The sequence below is a fragment of the Vibrio ostreae genome (assembly GCF_019226825.1).
Lineage (GTDB): Bacteria > Pseudomonadota > Gammaproteobacteria > Enterobacterales > Vibrionaceae > Vibrio > Vibrio ostreae.
Map to the genome: position 1 here is coordinate 249,463 of NZ_CP076642.1, position 23,966 is coordinate 273,428.

Genomic DNA, 23,966 nt, shown 5'->3' on the forward strand with positions numbered 1-23,966 from the left:
TATTCTCTATTGACTATGGGACGGACAAAGTCATGGAAGTGTTTCAATGCGTCTCTTTTCTGGTCGTGAAAGACAATCAGGTGCTGCTGGAAAAACGTTCGGCAGAAAAAACCTGTGACCCTAACCTGGTGGCAATACCAGGCGGACACATTGAGGCGGGGGAAAGCCAGCAAGAGGCGCTGGCTCGAGAGTTGCTGGAGGAGTTGGCGATAACGCCAATGGAGTCTGTCTATCTCTGTTCCCTGTACCATCCAACCAACGAACTGCAATTACTGCACTATTATGTCATTCCTGCCTGGCAGGGCGAAATAGGTTGTCATGAAGCGGATGAGGTATTCTGGCGCCCGATCAATCCGGATTGGGTCGATACCCGCGCAGACAAGCTGGCTCTGGCAGAATATCTGCGTCTCTTTCAAACCGGTATTTTATCGGCCTGAATTTATTTAACATTTCACCGGAATGGGTATATGGTGAACACAGTGCGACGATGGAAAGGTTGCATATCATCATTATTTTGGAGTATTCATGTCTCAACACACCGCTACAGTTACGTGGCAGCGTCAAGCTGATGAAATTTTTAGTGATAATAAATACAGTCGCGGCCATGAATGGCAGTTTGACGGGGGAGCCAAGGTCGCCGCTTCCGCGTCACCGGATGTGGTGCCGCTGCCGTATTCGGTTGCCGCCAACGTTGACCCGGAAGAAGCGATGATTGCGGCGTTATCCAGTTGTCATATGCTGGTCTTTTTGTCGATTGCGGCAAAAAAGCGCTTTGTGGTCGAGTCGTATCAGGATAATGCAGTCGGGACACTGGAAAAAAACGAGCAGGGTCGGGAAGCTCTGACCAAAGTGGTGCTGAGGCCCAAAATTGTCTTTTCCGGTCAATCACAACCCAGTATCGAGATGCTGGAAAAAATGCATCATCAATCTCACGAGAACTGTTTCATTGCCAACTCGGTCAAAACGCAAGTGACCACCGAAATTCTCCTTTAAGCAGGCTGTCAGAATGAATATTGGTATCTACATCTATGATGAGGCCGAAGTATTGGACTTCTCCGGCCCGTTTGAAGTTTTCAGCACGGCTAAACGCTTGGCCGGGAATGACTGGAATATTTTTTTTGTGGCTCAGAATGATGCGCTAGTGAATGCGCGCGGCAACTTTCTGGTTAACCCTCATTACAGTTTTGCGGATCATCCGCCGATTGATTTATTGATCGTGGTCGGTGGGGTGCACACTTTTGAACTGGAAAAGCCGGCAGTGATCGACTGGATTCGACGCGTCTCTGCACAGGCCAGCCAGGTGGCCTCCGTGTGTACCGGCGCATTTCTGCTCGCTCAGGCGGGAGTTCTGACTGACCATCCGGTCACCACCCATTGGGAAGACATCGCTGATCTTAAAGCGAGGTTTCCGCAACTGGATGTCAAACAAAAGTGCCGCTGGGTTGTTGCTGATGAGCGGATTACCACGTCGGGGGGCATATCTGCTGGCATTGATATGAGTTTGTATCTGGTATCGAAACTGGCATCGCTGGCACTGGCAGAGCAAACGGCGCACCAGATGGAGTATGACTGGAATAAAACTCAGCCGTGAAGAAATCCTCTGCGTAGCGTATGCTTGAGATGGAAGTTTGTATTACTTGCCAACATGAAGGCGAGGGGAATGCCCGTGACAGGGGGTGGAAAATGAAAAACAAAGCGCTATTGATTATTGATGTTCAGGAGTCTCTGTTTGAGCAGGAGCCCAAGCCGTATGCCGCGAAAGAGGTGGTGCGTAATATTAATACTTTGAGTTCCTGGGCCAGAACGAAAGGTTACCCGGTTATCTTTGTTCAGCACGAAGAGCCGGAGTATGCCCAGTTGAAGTATGACAGTGAAGGCTGGCAACTCCAGCATGATATCCAGACCGAAGACGGCGATCTGTTTGTGCGTAAAACCACGCCAGATTCATTTCACCATACCGATCTGCGGGTTCTGCTCGAAGAGCAGGATGTGGATGAGTTGATTGTGTGCGGCTACGCTTCTGATTTTTGTGTCGATACCAGTGCCAGACGTGCGGCAGCTTTGGGTTACTCGATCATTGTGGCCACCGATGCCCATACCACGCACGATAAACCGCATGCTTCGGCAGAGCTGATTCGCCATCACCACTCTTATGTTTTGTCGCACATCTCCAGCTTTCGGGTCCCGATCAAAGCGATGACCACCTACGAAATCTGTCACTGAGGCCGGGCTTAACCGCCTGCTGGAAGGCGGATCTTTACTGCTTGTTCAAGATTCAGGCTTCACTCAGCAGACTTTCTAATAACGGCAGGCAGGCACGGGCGGCGTTGCTGTCGTTATTGACCTGAGCAGTCACTATCGCGCCTTCTTTCAACAGACACAGAGTATCGAGCAGACCTGGCTGCGCTTGCTGTTGTTGTGTAAGGCAGGATTGAATCAGGGTGCGAACCTTCTGTTTATGCTGCTGGCAAGTTTCTCTGAGCCCTTCAGCTTCCTGCCCATACTCCACTACGGTATTGATAAAAAAGCAGCCACGGAAGGGACTCAGCTGCTCAACCTCGCCATGTAACCAGCGATCCAAGGCAGTGAATAATCCTCTGATGGCAGGCAGCCCCGGTGAGTACTGTGCCATTTCTGCGCTTAACCAGTCAAAAAATAACGTGTCACGATGCTCCAGTGCGGCTGCGATCAGTTCTTCTTTACCAGCGAAATGGTGATAAAGCGTTTTTTTGGCGATACCGGACTGTTTGAGCACTTCATTGATGCCTACCGCGCGGATCCCGTGGCGGTAAAACAGGGTCAGAGCGGTTTCAATTAACAACTCTCGTTTATCATTCATCGGAGATTTCCTTTTAATGTCCTGATTAATCAGCACCAAATTTGTGGATAAAAGTATCTTGACACAGGTAGACCACTTTGTCTACTCTTGCTGGCAGACAGAGTGGTCTACCTAAAGGAAGCAAAAAATGAATCATATAAAATCAGCGTTATTGGCTGGTATCGCGGCGACATTCGCGATTGGAGTCTTATCCTATGCAGATGCATGGAGTGGTCATGGTCTGTGGCTAATGGCACCATTTGGTGCAACGGCAGTGTTGGTATTTGGGGTACCGGACAGTCCGTTAGCGCAACCAAAAAACGTCATTATTGGCCACCTGATCACGGCAACGATTGGCTTAGTATTTGTGCATTTTGTACCGGTTGAGCCCTGGAGCTTGGCGTGTGCAACCGGGCTGGCCATCTCTGCGATGCTGGTGACCAAAACCACGCATCCGCCTGCTGGAGCGAATCCGCTGTTGATCATGCTGACAGGTCAAAGTTGGTCATTCCTGATTACACCTGTGCTGCTGGGCGCTGTGATTATTGTGTTGTGTGGCAAGTTGGCCAAACTGTGCCAAAACCGCACTCTGGCGGCGAGTAAAGCCTGATATGTGGCCAGCTGCCGTGTCGCTAAAGTAATACGATAGCGGTGCAGGCCTGGAGGGCTGAATTTGTATCGCCCTAAAAAGCGAAAGACTTCACTGCTTGTTTGCTTCAACAGTGACTGTTTTCTTCGACAGTGAGGTCTTTTGTTTCTGAAGCCTGGTGGAAAGGCTTAAAGGTGGGACACTTCAGAGCCAGATTTAACTGACGGCCTTGAGATTGGTTCTTAACCGATGACGGCGCTTTTTCAGGTAACGTTCAACCAGCTCAATGGTTTGTTCATCATGATCCAACCCGAGCTTGGTGCGGCGCCAGAAAAGGTCTTCTGCGCTGAACACCCATTCATGTTCCGCCAGATAATCGACTTCTATCTGATACAGGGACGGGCTGAAAGCCTGGCCCAGATCTTCTGGCTGACAGACTCCGGCCAGTAAACTACGGATACGGCTGCCGTAAGCGTTGAGCCAACGTTCCAGTACACTTTCACCGATAAACGGATAGCGTTGTTTGCATTCTCTCAGCAGGCGATGGAAATTAAACTCTTCTCCACCAGGCAGTGGCGCCAGGCTGGTCCAATCCGGTTTCATGTGTGGGAAACAGGGTTGAAGTTGATGCATCGCGATTTCAGCCAGCTTACGGTAAGTGGTTAGCTTGCCACCAAAAACAGATAAGAGCGGGGCCTGGTTGTCCTTGTTATCAAATGCCAGGGTGTAGTCACGGGTGATGCGTTGTGGTGTGACAGCCTCATCATCCAGCAGGGGACGCACACCGCTAAATTCATGAATGATATCGTTTTTGCAGATGCTTTTAACAAAGTGCTGGTTCACGACGTCGATCAGGTACTGCTTCTCATCGTCGGAAATCCTGACCTGACGCGGATCGCCCTGGTATTCCACGTCGGTCGTGCCAATCATCGAATATTTGTCGAGATAAGGGACCACCACAACCAGTCGCTTGTCGAGGTTTTGCAGCACGTAGGCGTAGGGTTCGGAGTGAATCTTGGGGACAATAATATGCGACCCTTTCACCAGTCGGATACCGTAAGGGGAACTGAGGTGCAGGTGATCATGAAAAAAGCTGCGTACCCAAGGGCCGGTTGCATTCACCAATACCCGGCACTCGCGGTTAAATGAACGCTGATGACGTTCATCGAACAGTTCAACTTCCCATATGGAGCCGTTACGTTTCGCACCGACGACCCGGCAATAGTTGATCACTTCACTGCCCATTTCTTTGGCTTGCATAACATTGGCCAGTACCAGGCGCGCATCGTCCGCCCAGCAGTCGGAATATTCAAATCCGGTTGTGAGTTCCGGTTTGGTGACGGTACCGGCCGGTAAACGCACTTTGTGGCTACCTGGCAAAGAACTGCGGCGGCTGAGGCTGTCATACAAAAACAGCCCGGCACGCAGCAACCAGGAAGGCCGAAGAGACGGACGCAGGGGTAAGCGCAAGCGCATCGACTTAATGAGGTGCGGCGCTTTTTTTAAAAGAATTTCACGCTCGCTAAGGGCCTCACTCACTAAGCGAAACTCATACTGTTCAAGATAACGCAGACCGCCGTGAATCAGCTTCGAACTGGCTGATGAGGTTGCGCCGGCAAAATCCTGTGCATCGTAAAGACCCACGTTCAGCCCGCGCCCCGCAGCATCGGCAGCGATACCTGCACCATTAATACCGCCTCCGACTACGATGAGATCGAGGACCTTATTATGGGATTGAGGAGCTGAGCCCGGGATAGGTTCCATCAATGTGCTCTCCATGTACGTTGCGACTTTTTCACCTTTATCGCTAGCAAAGCATGCTCTGTGGTGAATGCTAGCCTGAGAATAAAGAGTTTTGATCTGGATCGAACAAACAGATCTGCTTTTGAGAGCTGACAATCTAAATTTCGCCGGCCTGCCAGACACCGTTTTGCAGGGCGAGCGCTAAATAGTGTTGCAATGAAAAAGAGAGCGATGCAATGAAAAAGCCCGCTCAGTGGCGGGCTTGGAACGATTTACATCTGAAAACGCTGAATTTACTTGTCGAATACTTCTTTGAAGTCGCGTTTCAGGATTGGATCGCGGCGTGCTTTTTTGATCTGTTTAACCATGTCTTTCACACAGTTATGCAGCACCTGGTCAAGCAACTGGGCACGGTACTCTTCCTTGTCCTGCTCGGTCATATCTTTAGGCAGGTTCAGAGTCGGGAACTCTTCCATTACGTTGATGCCGGCAAATGCCTGGCTTACAGAGATAAGCGCGTGGAACTGTTCAAAGTTATCGAGAATATTCTGCGCGCTGCCTGGCAGACTATCCCAAGCTTCACGCACCGCTTCTTCGGAAACTTCGTGAATAGAAGTCACCATGTGGAACATACCTTCTGGTACCTGATCAAATTCCAGTACCTGGCGCAATTCTGGAGAAATGGAATCCAGATCCACTTGTGGGGCTTCTGTTTGTGTAGTGTCTGACATGAAAAAGTTCTCATTGATGAAAACCGCAATGCTAAAAACTTATGGCGAAATGTCAATACAAGTCTCTAAATAAAGCAGTGAAAGCGTGACAAAGTTATGTTATAGCTAAGCATTGAATGGTATTGCACAGAGGTTAATATGGTGAGCACGGGTTCATCGATGAGAATTCTACTGGTAGATGATGTGCAGTTAGAACGCATGCAGCTCGCGATTCGCCTCAAGCAACTGGGCCACTCTGTCGAAGTTGCATCCAGCGGCCGTGAAGCGATGGAGGTTTTTGCGCGTTTTGATCCCGAGCTGGTCTTACTCGATGTCACTATGCCGGACATTGATGGATTTGAAGTGGCTCAGGAGCTGCGGAAACGCTATCAACAGGATTGGGTACCGATTATTTTCCTCAGTAGTCATGACGAACCCTCCATGATCGCTAAAGGAATCGACTCCGGTGGCGATGACTATCTTATCAAACCCGTTGATAAACTGGTGTTAAGCTCCAAACTACTGGCGATGCAGCGCATTGCCAGTATGCGCCGGGAATTAAAGCGAACGTCAGCCAAGCTCGAAGAGCTGAACCTGCAATTACAGCATCAGGCTAACGAAGATGGCCTGACCAAAGTGTTTAACCGCCGTTTTATGGACGAAAAACTGGGTGAAATGCTGACCTGGCACGGGCGTCATAATATGCCAATGTCGTTGATTTTGTTTGATGTCGATCACTTCAAATTGTTTAATGACAACTACGGTCATATTGAAGGCGACCGCTGTTTACACACGTTGGCTCAGGCAGCCAACAAGCTGTTCTGTCGCAGTGGTGAATTCGTTGGCCGTTATGGCGGGGAAGAGTTTGTGATCATGTTGAGCAACACCGACCAGGAAAGCGCACGCGTTGCGGCGGAAAGGGTGCAGGACGCGATTGAACATATTCACTATCCACATAATTTCAGCCCGGTGGCCAGCCATATCACCTTATCTCAGGGCGTAGTGACTGTGACGCCTAATGGCAGTGAAACCCTGACCGAAGTCTATCAAGGAGCGGATCAGGCGCTGTATCAGGCCAAAAGCCAGGGCCGTAACCGTTACGTTCAGACTGTGCTGGGAGCGGGTTAACGCAGGGTTATACTGCGAATAACTCTAATCATCCCAAAGCCGCCAATAGCCGAAAGCCGTTAAACATAAGTTAGCCGACAGCAGTTAAACATAAGTAAACATAAGTTCCGGTCTATCCAAACCATGGATGCACAGTTCAGGCGCATAAAAAATCCAGGTGTATCGCTACACCTGGATTTTTACTCTGAATGCTTACCAGACAGGCTGGTGAGCTGAATATCCGCTAATTGAGATAATAAGCCCCAGCAAAGTTAACGCCAGTCATCATCCATAAAGGTGCGGCCTTCAAGCGAATAGGGATCTTCGTCAAATGGATGCTCTACTTTGCCACGCAGGCGTTCGAGCTTTTGTTCCAGCATATTGACGGTATCAAAATCCCCTTCAGAGCATGCCACGTAGATTTGCTGCTCCAGCGCATCAATACTGTCTCGAATGTTCATCTCGCACCTCCTGTTAGTTAAACGTGAGTTGAGATTCATCATCGGTTCTCAAATCTATTGTAGTCCAGCAGGCCGAATTCGATAGGCTGGTGTTGTTTGTACCAGGCATGAACTCTATCGCTGAACGGCCAGAAGCGTGGCGAACTACGACGAACTGCAAACCGATCCAGAAGCTTGATGTAGTCGTCTTCACTATTTAGTGTCTGTAAGCGCTGCACAAGTTCCGGAATCTCGCTTTCTTTGAGACTTAGGTACGCAGCCGGATAGCTTCCGATCACACCGCGTACGATCGTGAGATCATCATTTTTGTAGTCCCGATTGTTCTCTTCGTCAAATAAACTAGAGATATTGCTGTGCGCGTTTTTGTGCAGAATCGTGAAAAGTTGCGACGGGCCGTTGTCAGTATCAATCATCGCCATGATGATTTGCGGCATCGAACGCAGACCTTCTCCCTTGATATGACTGATGCTGGCCAGCGCTTTTTCATGCGCAGATGTAAATCCGGTATCAACAATATCGTAACGATGGCTCAGTACCGGCTGCACTTTGTCAATTAGCTTGTCATACAGCTCTGATTTGTAGTCAGTGGTCTTGTACTGTACCTGAGTCGGCTGGTCGAACGGTTTCACGTTACGCAGCAGGAAGTTTGAGAATTGTTTGCTCTGGTCCGCATACCAGCTCGACATCTCTTTGTGACGCATGCTGCGCGGTAGCAGGGCGACAAAGTTACTTTCGCCTTCCATACGCAGGAAGTCCATAAACATACGGGTCATCAACTGATGTCCGAAGTTACCGTAAACGTCAAACCCTGCCACCAGCAGGTAGTGGATACGTTCCAGCAGAGCGTAGTCAATCACCCAGGCTGTTTTGGGTTTTTCGCCAACCAGGCCCTGTACAACCGACGCACTGTCAAAATGACGCATAATGGTCAGTGCAGCGTTCGGGTTCGTGCCGTTACCATCCCAGATCACATCGGTCGTCAGGTGTTTACCGTCTTTAAACCAGCGGTTGGTAAACTCGGATTTGGCTTCCAGATAATGGGCTTGCTGGTTAGAGAAACGGATCCAGTTACTCAGCGGCAGAGTATTACTTTCCAGTTCTGCCGGCAGCTTGAGGTTTTCAGCCTGATCGCGGTAAAACTCATTGACCTCCGGCATGTCTGCTTTGTCCGGGTCAAGGAAGAAGACCCAGAAACGATCATTAATCACGTTAAGCGCCAACTGACCACGACACACCGGGCCTTTGATGAAGGACATAATGGTGTTCTGTGCATTATCGAGCATGAACTTAAAGCGTGCTTTTACCGGCAATTCGATAAATGAAGTCATCGGGTTGGCAGCCACAGAAGGATCGTAGCTTGGCAACGCGGTGACTTTATAATCCGCATCGATAAACCATTCACGCCAGTGTTTCATGCGTTCCATGTTCAGTGCGTACGGCATGTGGGTTTTATCCACCGTGGTACCTTGTTCTGGGATCAGGCGGTAGTAAACACGGTCAACTCCCGGATCGTCATATGGGCGCCGCGTACTGATACGTTTAACCGGTTGTCCGGGTGGTGTTGCAGAGCGGACCAGATTAAAGAAGCGAGGGGTTTCGCCTGGTTTGGTGATGTCGGAAAAATAAAGGTGTGACAGGAACAGGTGTTCGTAAATGTAACGACCGACAACACGGTTCTTAAGCAAATCTTGATTAAACAGACTTTCGTAATGATTGACCAATGCCTGTTGTTCCATCGTCAGCGGGATATGTTCATTCATCACGCCGCCATTTTTCAGCCAGGTCATCAGAGTATTGTATTCCGAGGACTCCAGGTTTGGCATACCAAACGGCATTCCCCAGTTCGGATAATCTTTCTGGTAAGCCTCGTGCTCTTCAAGTGTGACACATTGTTGCTCACGATCAATTGAGAAATCGAAGCCTTCCAATTGATCCTGCTGAGGTAACGGATGCAGCTCTTTTTGCTTGAGCATACGAGCCATCAGACCGGCCTGAATGTTGGCCTCAGGTGACTGGATGCGCTCATTAAGCACCGGATGAAAGTTGAAGTCGCGCCATTCTTCGGTCAGTTGGGCATCCTCAAACAAACGGGTCGGTGTCGCTGCCGTCAGACGGGTACCATGGTAAACCATGTCTTTACTGCCACCACGGTCGATACCTTCGACAGAAGACATTTTAAGCTGACAGGGAGCATCGTAACAGGCATGACAAACCACACAGCGTTTATCAATGATCGGTTTGACCTGATCGAGAAAGAAATGCGCCTGGGCTGATTCAATCGGCGCTTGTCGAGCGCGGACCTCTTCATCACCAAACATCTGATCGAAGTTAAAACCGGCCAACACTGCACAGCCGTAGAACAAAGGCACCAACGCAACGACGAATAATTTTCTTAATTTCATTCGGCTAACTTATTGATTAATCGTGCAGTAATTAAAGCAAAAAGCGACAAAGATCACCATTTTTTTCTGCATTTAGTGATTTACGTAGCAGACAGAAAACGGCACTTTGAGTTGCTCAAACCGGGCCATCCAGCGCCATTGATTGTCCTGCAATTTGTCGCCCGGGCCTTTCACTTCAATCCATTCAAACTGACCTTCTTTAAAGGCAATCAAGTCGGGCATGCCATTGCGATAGAGTTTTAAATCACTGAGCATTATCTCGAATAATCCGGCCAGGATGTCAGGTTCAATACACTGATCAGTAAGTTCAAACAAGGTCTTATCCCATCCGGCCCAAAACACAAATGGGTTAGCCAGCGAGAATTTAGTTTGCCAAAGCGCCCACAATGGCATGACGCCTTCATTACGCAGGCGGGTGATGGCCTGTTCTATCCAGAATTTACGTTTGCTGACAAAATCGCTGTGATAGAGGTCGAGCGGGCGATATTGATAACGGTTGATGAAAGCGCCCTCTACAGGAGCAAATATCGCGTCCCAGAACGTGAGGCCGAACAGCGTATTCAGAAACTGGTTCTCCAGATAATAAACCTGATAACCTTCACTCTCTAATTGTTGCTTGACCGCTAATTCGACCCGTTGCTGTGTCAGGTCGAGTTGTAACTGGCGGGTAGGGTAGACAGGTTTACTTTCCCGCGCCACTTTATGGCCTTCGAGGCGCAGCAGGCGTTTGTGCAGTTTTAGAGCGATTTCGTATTCAGAGTAATTGAGCGGTTGTGCAAACATGGTTTCAACAACGTCGCGCATTGGCTGCGTTTGCTCAAGTTTTTCATAGATACGAGCCTGACGCTCACGTGATGGAATCACTTCGGTTTGCTGGTAAATGGCGAGTGCTTTATCCAGACATTGCTGACGTTCATAGTCGCGTGCGATCTGGTTTAACTGGTGCTGTCTGCGCCGCTCGATATAAGCATGTATACCAGGTTGAGGAAGTTGCGATAACAGCTTGTCTAACATCGTTTCATCGGGCTTGGGGTGTGCATCGTAATGTGCCTGGATACGGCGTAATACGAACAGGTGGTCTACCTGCTGACGGGTTTGAAAGAAGCGACGTTCTTTACTCAGCGGATAACTCTCAAAGTTGTTTAAACCCAGGTCATCGAGGACAAATTGCGCGAAGGTTTGTCGTGTATTGGCGAAAAACAAGATCAACAACAGCTCAATAATGTCACTCTGATTGAGATGGATAATGTCAAAGTTCAGTTCTGGTACATTTTCGATCGGCGCTACCTTCAAGGCTTCGATAAGCTGCGGCTTGCGTAATGATCTGCCCAGCTGTGGATAGAGCGTCACAATGTCCGCTTTAGTGAGGAGCTCCCGGGCGACCACCACGGCATCTAGCTCAGGATTGAGGCTGATAAAACCTGCCCGGGCAAGTTCATTCAGTGCATTTGCCTGGTGACTTATTTCTGCATAGTTGAGCTTATCGCTGCGAAACCACTGCCCCTTTCGAGATAGCAGGCGAACCAGCATGCACTGTGCGTCGTGGCTCAGACGGTGAAAGTCGTGACACCATTCAAGCTCTGCCGGTCGCAGTAAGTCCGCATACCACTCCAGCGCATGTGAGAGCAGCTTATGGAAGTTAGTCAGATAGTAATCGTCAGGCAGAACAGGTAAAGGTTGCATAATCAGTCAGGCAGTCAATGGGTAAATCTAGAGTATCCCTATTTGTTAGCGATGAAAATATCTGGGGAGTCAGGAAGCCGGAAGGGTATGCAGATGAAATATCTGGGGAGGCAGGAAGCCGGAAGGGTATGCAGATGAAATATTAGGGTAACGATGAGCGAACACGTTTGCCTTCAGTGTTACGGAACCGCTCTCTGGAGTGGCAAAGAAAAGTGGCGACTCATCTGTATAGCGGTGATTAAGTTCTAAACCGGTAACTAAGCTTTAAATCAGTAATCTTAGAAAAACTGTGCGGTACGTCTAAAAGCTAACCAATTGATGTTTAATTGATTATTAACTATGCAAACAGTCTGGATTTGATAAAAAACGGTTTTCTTTTTCCATGGTTGTGGCATAGTAACTCCATCACTTCGATGCGCGGGCATCGTATAATGGCTATTACCTCAGCCTTCCAAGCTGATGATGCGGGTTCGATTCCCGCTGCCCGCTCCAAGCTTTTCCTTCTTTACAATTTATACCTTTCAATTGTGACAATATACACTCCTATGTGTATCCTCATCTGTTCGTTTTTCGTTCTGGCTGACTGGCATAAAAACCGATGCTGTTGATTGACACGCGGTACCGATCACCCCGCGGTGACGTCACGCCCTGGCCCAATTAAGTATACGTATTACTAGGGCGTACCTTCATTGCTACTACGATATCATTGCGCAGGAAATCAACGACTTCTGGCTTTTTCACATCGTGATCAGTCGCTTGAACTGATGTCACCAAGCTATTCATCTAGAGCTAGCATCGTTGCCTGGTACAACAGGTGCGTATTTAGTGTAGTGGCGATAGTTAGACGCTTATTCTTGGGCAAACTATAATTTAGGAAGTTTTAGCTGGTTGTAATTGACGTTTCAGGTGCACGTTATGCCGAATCCATTGTTCTCGAAAAAAGCCCTTGCTGATGATTCATCGACTCAGATAAGTAATGCAAGACAGGAAGCTACGCAGTTGCCCTGGAAAGTGGCGTTGATTGATGATGAGGATGACGTTATCACCGTATCTGAAATGGTGTTAAAGCGGGTATTAGTCGATAGCCGGCCTCTGGAGTTTCTGAAAGCGCGCTCGGCGCAAGAAGCGAAGCATTTGTTTGAGCAGCATTCCGATATTGCCCTTGCTCTGGTGGATGTGGTGATGGAGAGTGATCATGCCGGACTGGAGCTGGTTAAGTGGATTCGAGAGCGTAATACCTCAACGCGCCTGGTGTTGCGTACCGGGCAACCCGGTGAAGCACCGGAAGAAGAAGTGATTCGTGACTATGATATCAATGATTATTTGGATGTCTACGTTGCTACATACGTTTGATGTTAGTCGTGTTGCTTGCTTTCGCCGACCACGCTTTGGGGCCGGCCCTACACTCTTTCTTTGACTTTAAAGTGAATGGTAAACTTGACGCCTTCATTTTCCTGACTGCAGCACTCGATAGAGCCATGCAGTGCGTTTTTGACGATATTGTAGGTAACATTAAGCCCGAGCCCCGTGCCGCCACTGGCGCGACTGGTCGTGAAGAATGGATCAAAAATTTTAGATAAGTTTTGTTTGCTGATCCCTTTGCCGTCGTCTTGGTATGTCAGCACAAAAGTGTTGTCGCCGTTATCACGGACCGTTATCGCAATCTTGCCGTGATCTCTGCCAATAAACCCATGTTGTATCGAGTTGACAATCAGGTTGGTGAGTACCTGAGAAATAAGGCCGGGATGGGTAATGACATTAAAGTGCGGATCACAGTCGATAGTGATGGTCGCATTCGCCTTGCGCGTAACGGAACTGAGGCTGAAGACAATTTCTTCCAGATACTGCTTGAGGTTGATGCTACGTTCTTCCTGGCTGGTCTGATCAACGGCAATTTGTTTGAATCCGCGAATAAGTTGTGCGGTGCGGTCCAGGTTTTTATGCACGATTTTAGACAGATCGCTACTGGTGGCAAGAAACTCCTCAAAGACAGATTCATCCAGTTCGCCGTTTTGATACCGCTTGCGTATGGCTTCATTTTCTTCCATTAGCTGGGTAATTCCCATTAGTCCCACACTGACCGGCGTATTGATTTCATGTGACACTCCAGCCACCAGAGCGCCTAAACTGGCCAGCTTCTCGGACTCAATCAGTTGATCTTGTGTTTGCTGCAGGTCTTTGAGCATCTGTGCAAGTTCGTTATTGGATTGGTCTAGTTCGGCATTGCGTTCATAAAGCTGCAGTTCTAACTGTTTTTTTTCAGAAATATCCCGAACAACGGCGTAAACTGCGTCTGAGGCATTTAATCTCACTTTGGTGATGATGACTTCTGTCCAAAACAGCTTGCCGTCAACTTTGCGGTGTATCCACTCAAACCTATCGCTGCCTTCGTTCATTAAATTTTGTATCTTTGCGTCTGCCATCGTTTTTGAGGAGCGACCGTTGGCCTGAAATTCTGGTGAGATGTCCGTTGGGTGCAGGCCAATGACCTCTTCCTTCCTGGTAAAACCGAGCATGTCGAGAAAGGCTTGATTACAATCGATATAGTGCTGGTTGGCGTCGAAAATGCTCAGACCATCCAAGGATTCATTAAACAGGGTTTCAAAGGTTTTTTTCTGTTCCGCCAGTTTTAATTCAAGATCTTTTTTCTCAGTGATATTGCGCCAGTTAGCATGGACAACCACATCACCATTCAATACCATTTTGGTGATTATGACTTCACACCAAAATGGCTCGCCAGTTAATTTTTGGTGTATCCATTCAAAACGTACACTACCTTCCTCGTAACAGCGGTTGATGTATTCCATGCCTTTTTCTACCGAAGTTCGGCCATCAAATTGATATTCCGGTGAGAAGTCGAATGGAGTCAGGCCAAGAAATTGTTCTTTTGTTTGTAAGCCCACCAACTCCAGCATGGATTGATTACAATCGACGAAGACGCCGTCTTTAAAGATGGCAAGGCCATCTTTGGAATGTCTGAATACGGTTTCAAACCCGGTTTGCTGCATGTCTACCTGATTCATATTACCTTAATCCTTAAGCGCAGAATTGCGGTGGTTGACTCTTATCAAGCTAGCAAAGAAAGAACAGAATTTCATATAAACCGCTGCAAAAGAGGGGGTATTGAACTGCAAATCAGCGGATTCCACCGGCAATTACTTTACACAAATGGGTGTGAGGATAGGCGCGGTTCCCCGGCATGTTTTTCAGTTCGGCGCACACGGCCTCGACATTGTGCGTTGAGCGATGGCACAGCAGACCGACGGTGGTGCCACTGTGGGCAATGTTGATCCCGTACAGATCATGTTTTTCCACCAGTTGTAATAGCGCAGAAAATTGTGGTTTGGCAATGATATGTTGGCTTTCTATCGCGCTGGTGGTCGCGGCGTGGCCAAGTTGATAGAGATCCTGAGAGCGCAGTGCTTGTGCAAATTGCACGACCGAGTGTTGTAGCTGAGCGCCGGAGCGTTGCAGCTGGTTCTGGCGCGCGATTCGGTGATAGCTGGCGGTACACAACTGATGTGTGCTTTCCAGCACCAGAACATCAAGATTGTTTACCGTATCGAACTGTTCAGTCACGGCTCCGCGGTGATGATCAAACAGGGTGAAGCGGCTGAACATGGTGCTGTCGCTGGGCTCGATTTGCACGCACAGCGCGGCCAGTTCGGATTCGGATATGGCTTGGCGATAATGACGATAGGTGGCGGCGATGGTGGCGGCAATATCCGCCGTACTGCTTGCCATGCCTTTGGCGACCGGAATGGTGGAGTCGAATTCGATTTTAAGGCCATCACTCTCACTGGCCGGAATATCAAGAGATTGCAGGGCGAGCTCAAGCGCTTGTCTCATCCGCGGGCGCTGACGGCTGCTGGCGGCATTGCCTTGAGTGACGCTCACGGTGCTGAACCAGTCAATCGGGCAGGAAATCAGTTTTTCGCTGCCACCAATCCAGCCTTGAATAAATTCACCGCACGACGCCGGGCAACGGGCTTCAGCCATGGGATAATACCTTCTGCAGCGCGTGAATCAGACGCTGGTTATCTGCATGGGATTTAATCGCAACGCGATAAAAAGCATCACTCAGGCCAATATAGTTGGCGCAACTGCGAATCAGAATGCCGTGGCGCATCAGGTCGTGCTGCAGTGACGAAGTAGGGTTTAGATGTTTGAAAAACAGGTAGTTGGCACTGGGCGCAAACAGTTGCAGCGGCTTAAACCGGGCCAGTTCCGTTTGCAGGTATTTCTGCTCTTGTGCCAGCCATTGATAGGTAGCCTGGCAATAGGTGTCATCTTCAAACAAGATCTCGCCGGCCAGAGCAGCCAAAGCGTTTATGGTCCACGGTTCGCGTTCGTCCCTGATTTCAGCCAGCAAAGTTTGATCGGCAGAAAGCAGATAGCCAAGCCGCAGGCCTGGCAGCGCATAAAATTTGGTTAGCGAGCGCAGCACGTACAGGTGCGGATTATCTGCCAGACACTGGCTCAGGCTTGGTTGATTTGGCATGAAATCAATAAACGACTCGTCAACGAACAGGCGTATATTGAGCTGCCGGCAGCGGTCAACAATCGCGCTTAATAACTCACGATCGGGCATCAGCCCGGTCGGATTATTCGGCGTGCAAATGAACAGGCAGTCCAGTTCGCCGTGCAGCGCATCCAGCACGCGCTCAGTGACGGCAAAACCGTCCTCTTCACGTAAGACATAATTGTCGATCGCACAGCCAACCCGGCTCAGGGCGCGGCGATATTCGGCGAAGCTGGGTTCAATCAGCAGCGCTGTTTTAGGCTTGACGTATTGGGCCCAGAGAAAGATCAGTTCGGTCGCACCGTTACCGGGTAGCACCCAGTGAGCAGGGCAGTCATGGTGGGTTGCGAGTGACTGGTGTAGCTTGAGGTATTCGATGTCCGGATAATGCTGCAGGCAATCCAACTGGCTGACAATCGCGTCACGAACCTGCGGCGGTATACCGAGCGGATTGATATTTGCGCTAAAATCAATCACCTTCGTCGGGTCGAGATCAAATTGTTCTGCCATTTGCAGTACGTTACCACCATGTTGTCCGCTTTTCGCCATACTTACCTTCAATCTTTATCTTATCCGTTGTCATGGATGTGGAGCTGTACCGGATAGCACAACCGGGATTCCACCAACGGCTCAATCCTGAGCGGCGTAGCGTACAACTGCCACTGGCGGAAGAAAAGAATTTATCGGCTTAAAGCGTGATATAGCGGACCAGAGATGAACAATGGTATTGATGTGATGCAGTTTCGCCCGCGGTACAGTATTTAAGATTGAACTCGTTACCTGAACTCTGTAGTTTAGCCACTTTCTGATGGCTTTATCGCTGATACGACAAGGCGTTAGCGGACAAGTAATGATCCTGGAACATAATTATGACAGCAATTTTAATTGCCGGAACCAACAGCGGTAGCGGCAAAACAACCACCACACTCGGTATCCTCAAAGCGTTATGTCTGCGCGGACTGAAAGTCCAGCCGTTTAAGGTCGGACCCGATTACATTGATACTGCGTGGCACAGTAAAGTGGTGGGAACGCAATCTCACAACCTGGATGAATTTATGCTGCCGCCGCGCGAATTGCGGGCTCTTTATCAGCAGCAAACGGTGGATAAAGACATTGCTGTTATCGAAGGTGTTATGGGCTTTTATGATGGCTTTGGCACTGATCCTTATTACTGCAGCAGTGCCGGTATGGCGCGTACTCTGGGCTGTCCGGTAATCCTGGTGCTGGACGGCAAAGCTATGTCGACTTCGGCTGCGGCGATTGTCAAAGGCTTTGAGTCGTTTGCTGAGGACATCAATATTGCTGGCGTCATCTTTAACCAGGTCAATACCGAAAACCACTACCAATTGCTGAAAAATGCGGTGGAGACTTATTGTAATGTGCGTGTATTGGGCCGTTTGCCGAAACTGGCGGAAGTCGAACTGCCTTCACGTCACCTTGGCCTGGTCACGGTACACGAATCACCGGACATGACGGAGATGTGGAACCGACTGGCAGCGGCGGTGGAAGAGTACATCGACATGGATGCGTTGCTGGAAGTGGCGCAAACCGCGGCCACAGCGCAGTCGGATGAGGCGGGCACAGAGCCCGGTGTGCTGGCTAGTGTGGCAGGGATTGGTGCGGGGCTGACTATCGCTATTGCGCGCGATCAGGCGTTCAACTTCTATTATCAATCCAATTTGGATCTGCTGGCACAAACCGGGGCCACGCTGTGTTATTTCAGCCCGATGCATGATGCGCAATTGCCTGAGTGCGACATGGTTTATCTGGGCGGTGGGTATCCGGAGTTGTATGCCGAAACGCTGGCTGCCAACGTGTCGATGCGTGAATCTATTTTACGTGCCCATCAGGCCAACGTGGCCATTTATGCCGAATGTGGCGGCCTGATGTATCTGGGCAGCAGCTTACGTGACAAAGAAGACAACGTGCACGCGATGGCTGGCGTACTGGATGGTCACAGTCATATGACGGCGAGGTTGCAGCGCTTCGGGTACTGCTGCGCTGCGGCGAAAACGGATACTTTACTATGTAAAGCCGGGCAGGAGTTACGCGGTCACGAGTTTCATTACTCCGACTTTGAATCGGACTTGCCAACAGCGTTTGTACTGAGTAAACGTCGCGAGGGTGAAATCTTATCTGAATGGCATGGCGGCTATCAGCAAGGCAATACATTAGCCATGTATTTGCATCTGCATTTTGCCCAGTCGCCCGATATTCTCAAACAGTGGATCGCGCGGGGTCGCAAGCAATGATTTCGCTGGCGGTCTGTATTGGCGCTTTTGTTCTGGATGTGCTGCTGGGCGATCCTGTCAACTGGCCGCATCCCATCCGCTGGATTGGCAACACCATCAGTCGCAGTGAGAAAATGCTGCGGCGTTGGTTTACCAGCCCGGCGCAACTCTATATAGCGGGTGGACTGCTGTGGATTATGGTGGTCGGAGCCAGTGCTGCGGTCACCTGGTTTGCCATCTGGGCAGCGTTTCAAATTCACTGGTTAGCGGGCAGCGTGCTGCAATTGTGGCTGGCGTTTACGGTATTAGCTGGCAAGTGTTTGCAGGACTGCGCACTGGATGTGCTCGAACCGTTACGGCGCGGTGATATCGCTGAAGCAAGAATAAAGCTTTCTTATATTGTGGGGCGTGATACGCGTTCGCTGGATAACGAACAAATGACCCGGGCCACAGTAGAAACCGTCGCGGAAAATACGGTAGATGGTATTATCGCACCGCTGTTTTACCTGTTTATCGGCGGCGTACCGCTGGCAATGGCTTACAAAGCAGTGAATACGCTGGATTCCATGGTCGGGTATAGAAATGAGCGTTATCGTGAATTGGGCTGCGTGTCGGCCCGGATTGACGATGTGGCCAATTTCATTCCGGCCCGACTAACCTGGCTGTTGTTCAGCGCTGCGGCCTGGTTACAGAAACAGGATTATAAAGCGGCGTTTGTCATTGGCTGGCGTGACCGTTATCAACATAAAAGCCCGAACTGCGCCTGGTCGGAAGCAGCGGTTGCCGGTGCGCTCGGTATTCGTCTTGGTGGCCCGAATCAATATTTTGGTGAATGGGTCGCTAAACCTTGGATAGGTGATGCCAAACGGGCCATTGAAGCTGAGGATATTGTACGGTCAATTCGTTTGATGAAAGCAGCGGCCTGGATTGCTTTGGTGCTGTTCAGCGCGTGTTATCTGCTGTGGTCATTTTTGCCAGTCAATTGACCTTTCATACGTTCGGTATGTGTGCAGAGAGGACTGTTTTCCGCGAACAGAAAACGGCAAAAAAAACGCCAGTGAAAACTGGCGTGTACCGAATATAGTGGTGTGGAAAAGGACATGGACCTTTAATGGAGTATGCGTAAACAAGACGAATGCTTAAGCGGTTTCCAATTTATCCTTGCTCTCTTACACAAATGTTACTGATTTAATAAGCTTTTATTGCTTAATCCGCTTTTCGGTATTTATGCAGCAGATCGAGCGGAATATGGCAGTAGTCACCAGGATGCAAGGTGAGACGATCCTGATGTTCCTCATCGCTCTTGACGAAGTTGGTCAGTGGCAGAATTTCAACCATAATCTTATCGGCATCCTCCCGTGCTGCGATGAACTCTGCCGCCTGCTCTAAATGCTGCGGATTGACACTGTATACGCCGGTACGATACTTTTCACCGACATCGATACCTTGTTTATTGACACTATAAGGGTCAATGATTTCAAAGAAATAGCCCATCAGCTGCGTGACTGATACTTGGGACGGGTCGAATTGGGTGCGCACGCACTCTGAATAACCGTCATACTCGCCGGCAGTATCGCTGGCGGTGCCGTTCGCACGACCGGCTTCGGTATGAATGACGCCCGGCAGGTGACGAATAAATTCCTGCACGCCCCACAGACAGCCGCCTGCGAAATAAATTTCTTCCATTGTTTGGATACACTGAGTCATGGATTTGGTCGACAGACTGTATCAAAAACTGGCACGGCCGCAATGGGGACAGCCCTTGAATGCGGTATTATTGTACAGGCAAGGGCTTGCTGAGGGAGTTGCGGCTGACCGAGCCTCTGAGGGTTGCGAGTGACTCGCTTTTACAGTGTAAAGCCGGGACATTTGTTCGTTGCCGCTGTTCGGTTTTGCCGGTCATCCATACATCATTCAGCCAGGGCAAGTCGCTTGTTCGGCCTGTGCCACACGCTGTTCCTGTTGCTGTAACTGGTACATCGCACGGTAACGGCCGTGTTCAATCTGCATCAGTTGCTGATGATTACCTTGCTCTATCAGGTGACCTTTATCCAGCACCATGATGCTGTCGGCGTGATGAATGGTAGACAGACGGTGCGCGACCACAATCATGCTGACCTGTCCGCGCAGTTCATTGAGCGCTCTTTGTACTACTTGCTCGGTTTCACTGTCGATGTTGGCTGTCGCTTCATCCAGCAGCAGGATTTTCGGCGAGCCGGCCAGAGCGCGGGCGATGATCAGCTGCTGCCGCTGACCGGTGGAGAGTCTTAATCCGCCCTCACCGAGCTGAGTTTGGTAACCATCCTGCATTTCAATGATTACATCATGTAAGTGAGCTTGTTGTGCCGCGCGCTCGACGGCTTGCTGAGACAGACCGCGACCCATATCAATGTTATCGAACACAGTCGTCGCCAGCACGAACGGTTCTTGCGGAATGAAGCCGATACCCTGGCGCAACGCGTGCTGGTGATATTCTTCCAGCTCGTGGCCGTCAATCCGAATCGAACCTGATTGTGGCTGATAAAAGCTGAGCAGCAAATTGAGCAATGTCGATTTACCGCTGCCGGTATGGCCGACAATGGCATAAAACTCGCCCGATTTAATCGTGAAGTTTACATCATGCAGCACAGGTTTATCCTGCTGATAACTGAACACCAGTTGGTCTACACTCAGGTCACCTTTTGGTATTGCATCAAGATGGGCCTGTTGATGAGCGTGTGGCGGTTGCTGCAGCAATTCATAGACCCGATCACCTGCGACAATGGCTTGCTGATAGAGGCTGAAACGTTGGGTAATTTCCACCAGTGGTTCGGTAAAACGGCCAAGATAGTTGAGATAGGCGTACAGGACGCCGACTTCAGCCACACCTTCTACGACTTTGAGCCCAAAGAACCACACCACGCCGCCGAGGATCAGAATGCTCAGCAGGTTGATCGCCGGACGCAACAGCAGTGAGCCGACGGTGACCGTTTTCAGACGAGTGGTGTAATATGCATTATTGATGGCATGAAACTGCTGATATTTCGCCCCTTGCTGGTTGGTGGACTGAATCACCGCCATACCGCTGATGGACTCGTTCATATTGGCGTTGATGTCCGAGCGCAGCTGACGGCTGTCGGTCACCGCTTTCACACTAAACTTCTGATACAAATAAATTAGGGTCACAACGGCCGGTATCAGCGTCAGGGCGACCAGCATCAGGTCAACGTCCAGAATCGCCATCGCGGTCAGGATGCCGAGCAGCATGATTAAGTTTCCGAGAATGCTCGACAGAAACTGCACATAGATATCTTTGATCGATTCGGTGTCATTGGTGATCCGGCTGACCAGTTGGCCGGTGCGGGCATAGTCAAAAAACGCTACCGGCAGGGTCAGCACATGTTTGAACAGACGTTTGCGAATATCGAGTACCGCATTGAGGGCAATATCGAGAAAACGCAGCGTCTGTTTGTATTTCAGATAGGTGCTGGCCAGAACCGAGAAAATAAACAGGGCAATGACGCCAGCCACAGGTCCGGTAGGATAGTGGTTAGGCATAACAAATTCATCGATGAAGACTTTACTCAGCATCGGGCCGAGTACGTCGAAAGCCGTAGCGAGTACCACCAGAAGTAAAGTTTTGATAAACAGTGTTTTTTCTGCAAAAACATAACTCATCAGCATACGCAGAGAGCCGGAACTGGTGACGGATTTTTTATGGTCTGTGCTCATTTCAGATCATTCTCCAGCGCTTGTTCCATCTGTTGATAGGCCGCCATCCGAGCGTACCAGCCATCCTGTTCAAGCAGGCTGTGATGATTGCCGTGTTCGACAATTTCGCCATGCGCCATAACGACAATTTGGTCAGCTTGCTCGATAGCAGAAAGGCGATGGCTGACGATGATTAACGTCTGCTCACGGCGCTGCTGCAGGTGCTCAATAATGACCTTTTCAGTCTTGATATCGACGGCTGACAGTGCATCATCCAGTACCAGAATCGGCGCGTTGCTGATCAGCGCGCGTGCGATGGACAAACGCTGACGCTGACCACCGGAAAGGGTGACACCGCGTTCGCCGACCAGAGTCTGGTAGCCGTCGGGAAATTGCAGAATATCATCGTGAATGGCGGCCAGGCGCGCGGCCTGATACACGTCTTCATCGCTGGCGTCAGAGCGGCCAATACGAATATTCTCCATGATGCTCATACTGAACAGGAAAGCATCCTGAGGGACGTAAGCATAGAGGCTGCGCAATTGGGTGAGGGGAATTGAATGAATCGCTGTGTGTCCGACTGCCAGTCTTCCCTCACCTGCTTCCCAGTAGCGCATCAGCAACTGTAACAGGGTCGATTTGCCTGACCCGGTCGAACCGGCAATGCCCAGTACCTGATTCTCCTTCACTTGCAGACAGATATTGTGCAGTGCAGGCTGAGTCGTATCCGGATATTGAAAGGTCATCTGATCGACGTGAATATCATACCCTGCGGCATCCTGCTTGCCCTGATCGCTGATGGAATCAGGCAGATTAAGTAACGCTTCCAGTCGGCCGACGGCGGCGTTACCACGTTGTAGAATATTCATCAGCCATCCAAAGGCGTACATCGGCCAAATCAGCTCGGACAGATAAAGGGTAAAGCTGGTCAACTGACCCACGCTGAGACGTTCCTGACTGATTTGCCAGCCGCCGACCAATAGCGCAATTAACAGTGCAGAGCCGAGGCTGAGCTGAATAATCGGATCAAACAGGGCTTCAGAGCGCTGCACTTTATAGGTCGTTTGTGCGGCCTGCTCGGCAATACTGGCGAATTTATCGTTCTCGATAGATTCGCGTCCCATGGATTTGATCATCCGGATGCCGGAAACCGACTGCTGTGCCTGATCGTTCAGGGTTGAGAATGAATCGAGAGTCTGCTTGAACTGATGGTGGATCCGATTCGACAAGCGGTAAAAACCGTAACCCATAAAGGGAAACGGAATAATGGCCAGGATAGCCAGTTGCCAGTCAATGAAGACAAACATCATGATTAGCACCAGGATGAAAGTCATCAGACCGTCGAACCCTGAAAGTATCCCTTCACCGGCGGCCATTTCAACCGCATCAATATCATTGGTGGCTCTTGCCATCAGATCGCCGGTGGAATGCAGGTTGTAAAAAGCTTGTCCCTGGCGCAGTAAACGCTGGTAAAAACGCTCGCGCAAAATATTACCAAGCTGATAAGACGTACCAAACAGCATACGACGCCAGCCATAGCGCAGCAGGTAGACCAGGATACTGACGCCAAGCAAAGCGAACAGGTAGAATTCTGTTTGTGAAAAATCTCTGGTTGCCAATAGTTTGTCTATTGCGTTGCCGATAAACCATGGAATGGCCATATTGAGAACGGCCACGATAAAGAGCATCAGCAAGGCAATAGAGTAAGTAAACTTATGCTGGCGGAAAAACCAGCTTAACTGTCTGAATAACTTCATGAAATACTGACCGGATAAGACATAGAAACGGATTAAATATGGCGGTCACTGAGTGATAACCAGCCGCAAAAGCGCAACAGGGCTGAGCGGTACTCAGACAGGGCTCAATGGGAGTGTGGCCGACCTGGCGGTTTATCCTGAACCCTGCTGATGATAATGCATCAAAGCGAATAATAGCAAAAAAGGCACACCCTGGTTGTGACGGAATCTGAAGAAGGAAAATGTTCGGTTACAAGCGAAGTGAGCGCTGATA

Annotated in this window: 21 protein-coding genes and 1 tRNA gene; 10 read left to right on the plus strand and 12 right to left on the minus strand. The window is 49.7% G+C overall.

The features are described from left to right. The first annotated feature begins 32 nt into the window (after nt 1-32). The 4 genes from KNV97_RS01145 (at nt 33) to KNV97_RS01160 (ending at nt 2,223) form a co-directional block, all read left to right on the plus strand. Nucleotides 33-437 carry an NUDIX hydrolase gene (locus KNV97_RS01145; protein ID WP_218561901.1) on the plus strand — a complete coding sequence of 135 codons (405 nt, stop codon included), beginning with the start codon at nt 33-35 and terminating at the stop codon, nt 435-437. A gap of 88 nt (nt 438-525) precedes the next feature. Continuing rightward, on the plus strand, nt 526-993 hold the full coding sequence (locus tag KNV97_RS01150) for an OsmC family protein (protein ID WP_136485886.1): 468 nt from the start codon (nt 526-528) through the stop codon (nt 991-993). Nucleotides 994-1,006: 13 nt separating this feature from the next. Then, nucleotides 1,007-1,591, plus strand: coding sequence for a DJ-1/PfpI family protein (locus KNV97_RS01155; protein ID WP_218561902.1), 585 nt, complete (start codon nt 1,007-1,009; stop codon nt 1,589-1,591). A gap of 92 nt (nt 1,592-1,683) precedes the next feature. Then, on the plus strand, nt 1,684-2,223 hold the full coding sequence (locus KNV97_RS01160) for a cysteine hydrolase family protein (protein ID WP_136485881.1): 540 nt from the start codon (nt 1,684-1,686) through the stop codon (nt 2,221-2,223). Between the two features lie 52 nt (nt 2,224-2,275). On the opposite strand, the gene KNV97_RS01165 is transcribed toward KNV97_RS01160, so the two are convergent. After that, entirely contained in the window at nt 2,276-2,839 is a 564-nt protein-coding gene (locus tag KNV97_RS01165) for a TetR/AcrR family transcriptional regulator (RefSeq protein WP_136485879.1), read from the minus strand. A 127-nt stretch (nt 2,840-2,966) separates the two neighbouring features. On the opposite strand from KNV97_RS01165, the gene KNV97_RS01170 reads away from it, so the two are divergent. After that, complete coding sequence (locus KNV97_RS01170; protein WP_136485877.1) at nt 2,967-3,428, plus strand: HPP family protein; 462 nt, start codon at nt 2,967-2,969, stop codon at nt 3,426-3,428. Nucleotides 3,429-3,623: 195 nt separating this feature from the next. Here the strand turns inward: KNV97_RS01170 and glpD are convergent, their stop codons facing one another. After that, a complete protein-coding gene (gene glpD, locus KNV97_RS01175) occupies nt 3,624-5,171 on the minus strand; it encodes a glycerol-3-phosphate dehydrogenase (protein ID WP_218562109.1) in 1,548 nt (515 codons plus the stop codon). A 272-nt stretch (nt 5,172-5,443) separates the two neighbouring features. Beyond that, entirely contained in the window at nt 5,444-5,881 is a 438-nt protein-coding gene (locus tag KNV97_RS01180) for a DUF3069 domain-containing protein (RefSeq protein ID WP_136485875.1), read from the minus strand. 138 nt (nt 5,882-6,019) lie between these two features. Here KNV97_RS01180 and KNV97_RS01185 point away from each other — a divergent pair, with 138 nt between their 5' ends. Further along, on the plus strand, nt 6,020-6,988 hold the full coding sequence (locus KNV97_RS01185; RefSeq protein ID WP_218561903.1) for a GGDEF domain-containing response regulator: 969 nt from the start codon (nt 6,020-6,022) through the stop codon (nt 6,986-6,988). A gap of 251 nt (nt 6,989-7,239) precedes the next feature. On the opposite strand, the gene KNV97_RS01190 is transcribed toward KNV97_RS01185, so the two are convergent. The 3 genes from KNV97_RS01190 to KNV97_RS01200 all read right to left on the minus strand — a co-directional run bounded on the left by KNV97_RS01190 (nt 7,240) and on the right by KNV97_RS01200 (nt 11,513). After that, nucleotides 7,240-7,428 carry a hypothetical protein gene (locus KNV97_RS01190; RefSeq protein ID WP_136485871.1) on the minus strand — a complete coding sequence of 63 codons (189 nt, stop codon included), beginning with the start codon at nt 7,426-7,428 and terminating at the stop codon, nt 7,240-7,242. A gap of 38 nt (nt 7,429-7,466) precedes the next feature. Further along, a complete protein-coding gene (locus KNV97_RS01195) occupies nt 7,467-9,830 on the minus strand; it encodes a fatty acid cis/trans isomerase (RefSeq protein ID WP_136485868.1) in 2,364 nt (787 codons plus the stop codon). Between the two features lie 72 nt (nt 9,831-9,902). Beyond that, entirely contained in the window at nt 9,903-11,513 is a 1,611-nt protein-coding gene (locus tag KNV97_RS01200) for a VRR-NUC domain-containing protein (RefSeq protein WP_218561904.1), read from the minus strand. A 417-nt stretch (nt 11,514-11,930) separates the two neighbouring features. Here KNV97_RS01200 and KNV97_RS01205 point away from each other — a divergent pair. Next, a tRNA-Gly gene (locus tag KNV97_RS01205) sits at nt 11,931-12,005 on the plus strand. 423 nt (nt 12,006-12,428) lie between these two features. Next, nucleotides 12,429-12,866 carry a response regulator gene (locus tag KNV97_RS01210; protein ID WP_136485864.1) on the plus strand — a complete coding sequence of 146 codons (438 nt, stop codon included), beginning with the start codon at nt 12,429-12,431 and terminating at the stop codon, nt 12,864-12,866. Between the two features lie 47 nt (nt 12,867-12,913). Here the strand turns inward: KNV97_RS01210 and KNV97_RS01215 are convergent, their stop codons facing one another. The 3 genes from KNV97_RS01215 to cobD form a co-directional block, all read right to left on the minus strand. Further along, nucleotides 12,914-14,536 (minus strand): PAS domain-containing sensor histidine kinase, encoded by a 1,623-nt coding sequence (locus tag KNV97_RS01215; RefSeq protein WP_218561905.1) that lies wholly within the window; start codon nt 14,534-14,536, stop codon nt 12,914-12,916. 112 nt (nt 14,537-14,648) lie between these two features. Further along, on the minus strand, nt 14,649-15,512 hold the full coding sequence (locus tag KNV97_RS01220; protein ID WP_218561906.1) for a GHMP family kinase ATP-binding protein: 864 nt from the start codon (nt 15,510-15,512) through the stop codon (nt 14,649-14,651). After that, nucleotides 15,505-16,584: a threonine-phosphate decarboxylase CobD gene (gene cobD, locus KNV97_RS01225; RefSeq protein WP_218561907.1), complete on the minus strand. Its 1,080-nt coding sequence runs from the start codon at nt 16,582-16,584 to the stop codon at nt 15,505-15,507. Before cobD ends, KNV97_RS01220 begins: the two co-directional genes overlap by 8 nt. A 320-nt stretch (nt 16,585-16,904) precedes the next feature. Here cobD and KNV97_RS01230 point away from each other — a divergent pair, with 320 nt between their 5' ends. Next, nucleotides 16,905-18,287 carry a cobyrinate a,c-diamide synthase gene (locus KNV97_RS01230; protein WP_218561908.1) on the plus strand — a complete coding sequence of 461 codons (1,383 nt, stop codon included), beginning with the start codon at nt 16,905-16,907 and terminating at the stop codon, nt 18,285-18,287. Continuing rightward, nucleotides 18,284-19,252, plus strand: coding sequence for an adenosylcobinamide-phosphate synthase CbiB (cbiB, locus tag KNV97_RS01235; protein WP_218561909.1), 969 nt, complete (start codon nt 18,284-18,286; stop codon nt 19,250-19,252). Before KNV97_RS01230 ends, cbiB begins: the two co-directional genes overlap by 4 nt. 220 nt (nt 19,253-19,472) lie before the next feature. Here the strand turns inward: cbiB and KNV97_RS01240 are convergent, their stop codons facing one another. The 3 genes from KNV97_RS01240 to KNV97_RS01250 all read right to left on the minus strand — a co-directional run bounded on the left by KNV97_RS01240 (nt 19,473) and on the right by KNV97_RS01250 (nt 23,713). Continuing rightward, entirely contained in the window at nt 19,473-19,952 is a 480-nt protein-coding gene (locus tag KNV97_RS01240) for a peptide-methionine (S)-S-oxide reductase (protein ID WP_218561910.1), read from the minus strand. A 228-nt stretch (nt 19,953-20,180) separates the two neighbouring features. Beyond that, nucleotides 20,181-21,977 (minus strand): ABC transporter ATP-binding protein, encoded by a 1,797-nt coding sequence (locus tag KNV97_RS01245; protein WP_218561911.1) that lies wholly within the window; start codon nt 21,975-21,977, stop codon nt 20,181-20,183. Continuing rightward, nucleotides 21,974-23,713, minus strand: a complete 1,740-nt coding sequence (locus KNV97_RS01250; RefSeq protein ID WP_136485847.1) for an ABC transporter ATP-binding protein — start codon at nt 23,711-23,713, stop codon at nt 21,974-21,976. The genes KNV97_RS01245 and KNV97_RS01250 overlap by 4 nt, the downstream gene beginning before the upstream one ends. Nucleotides 23,714-23,966 lie beyond the last annotated feature (253 nt).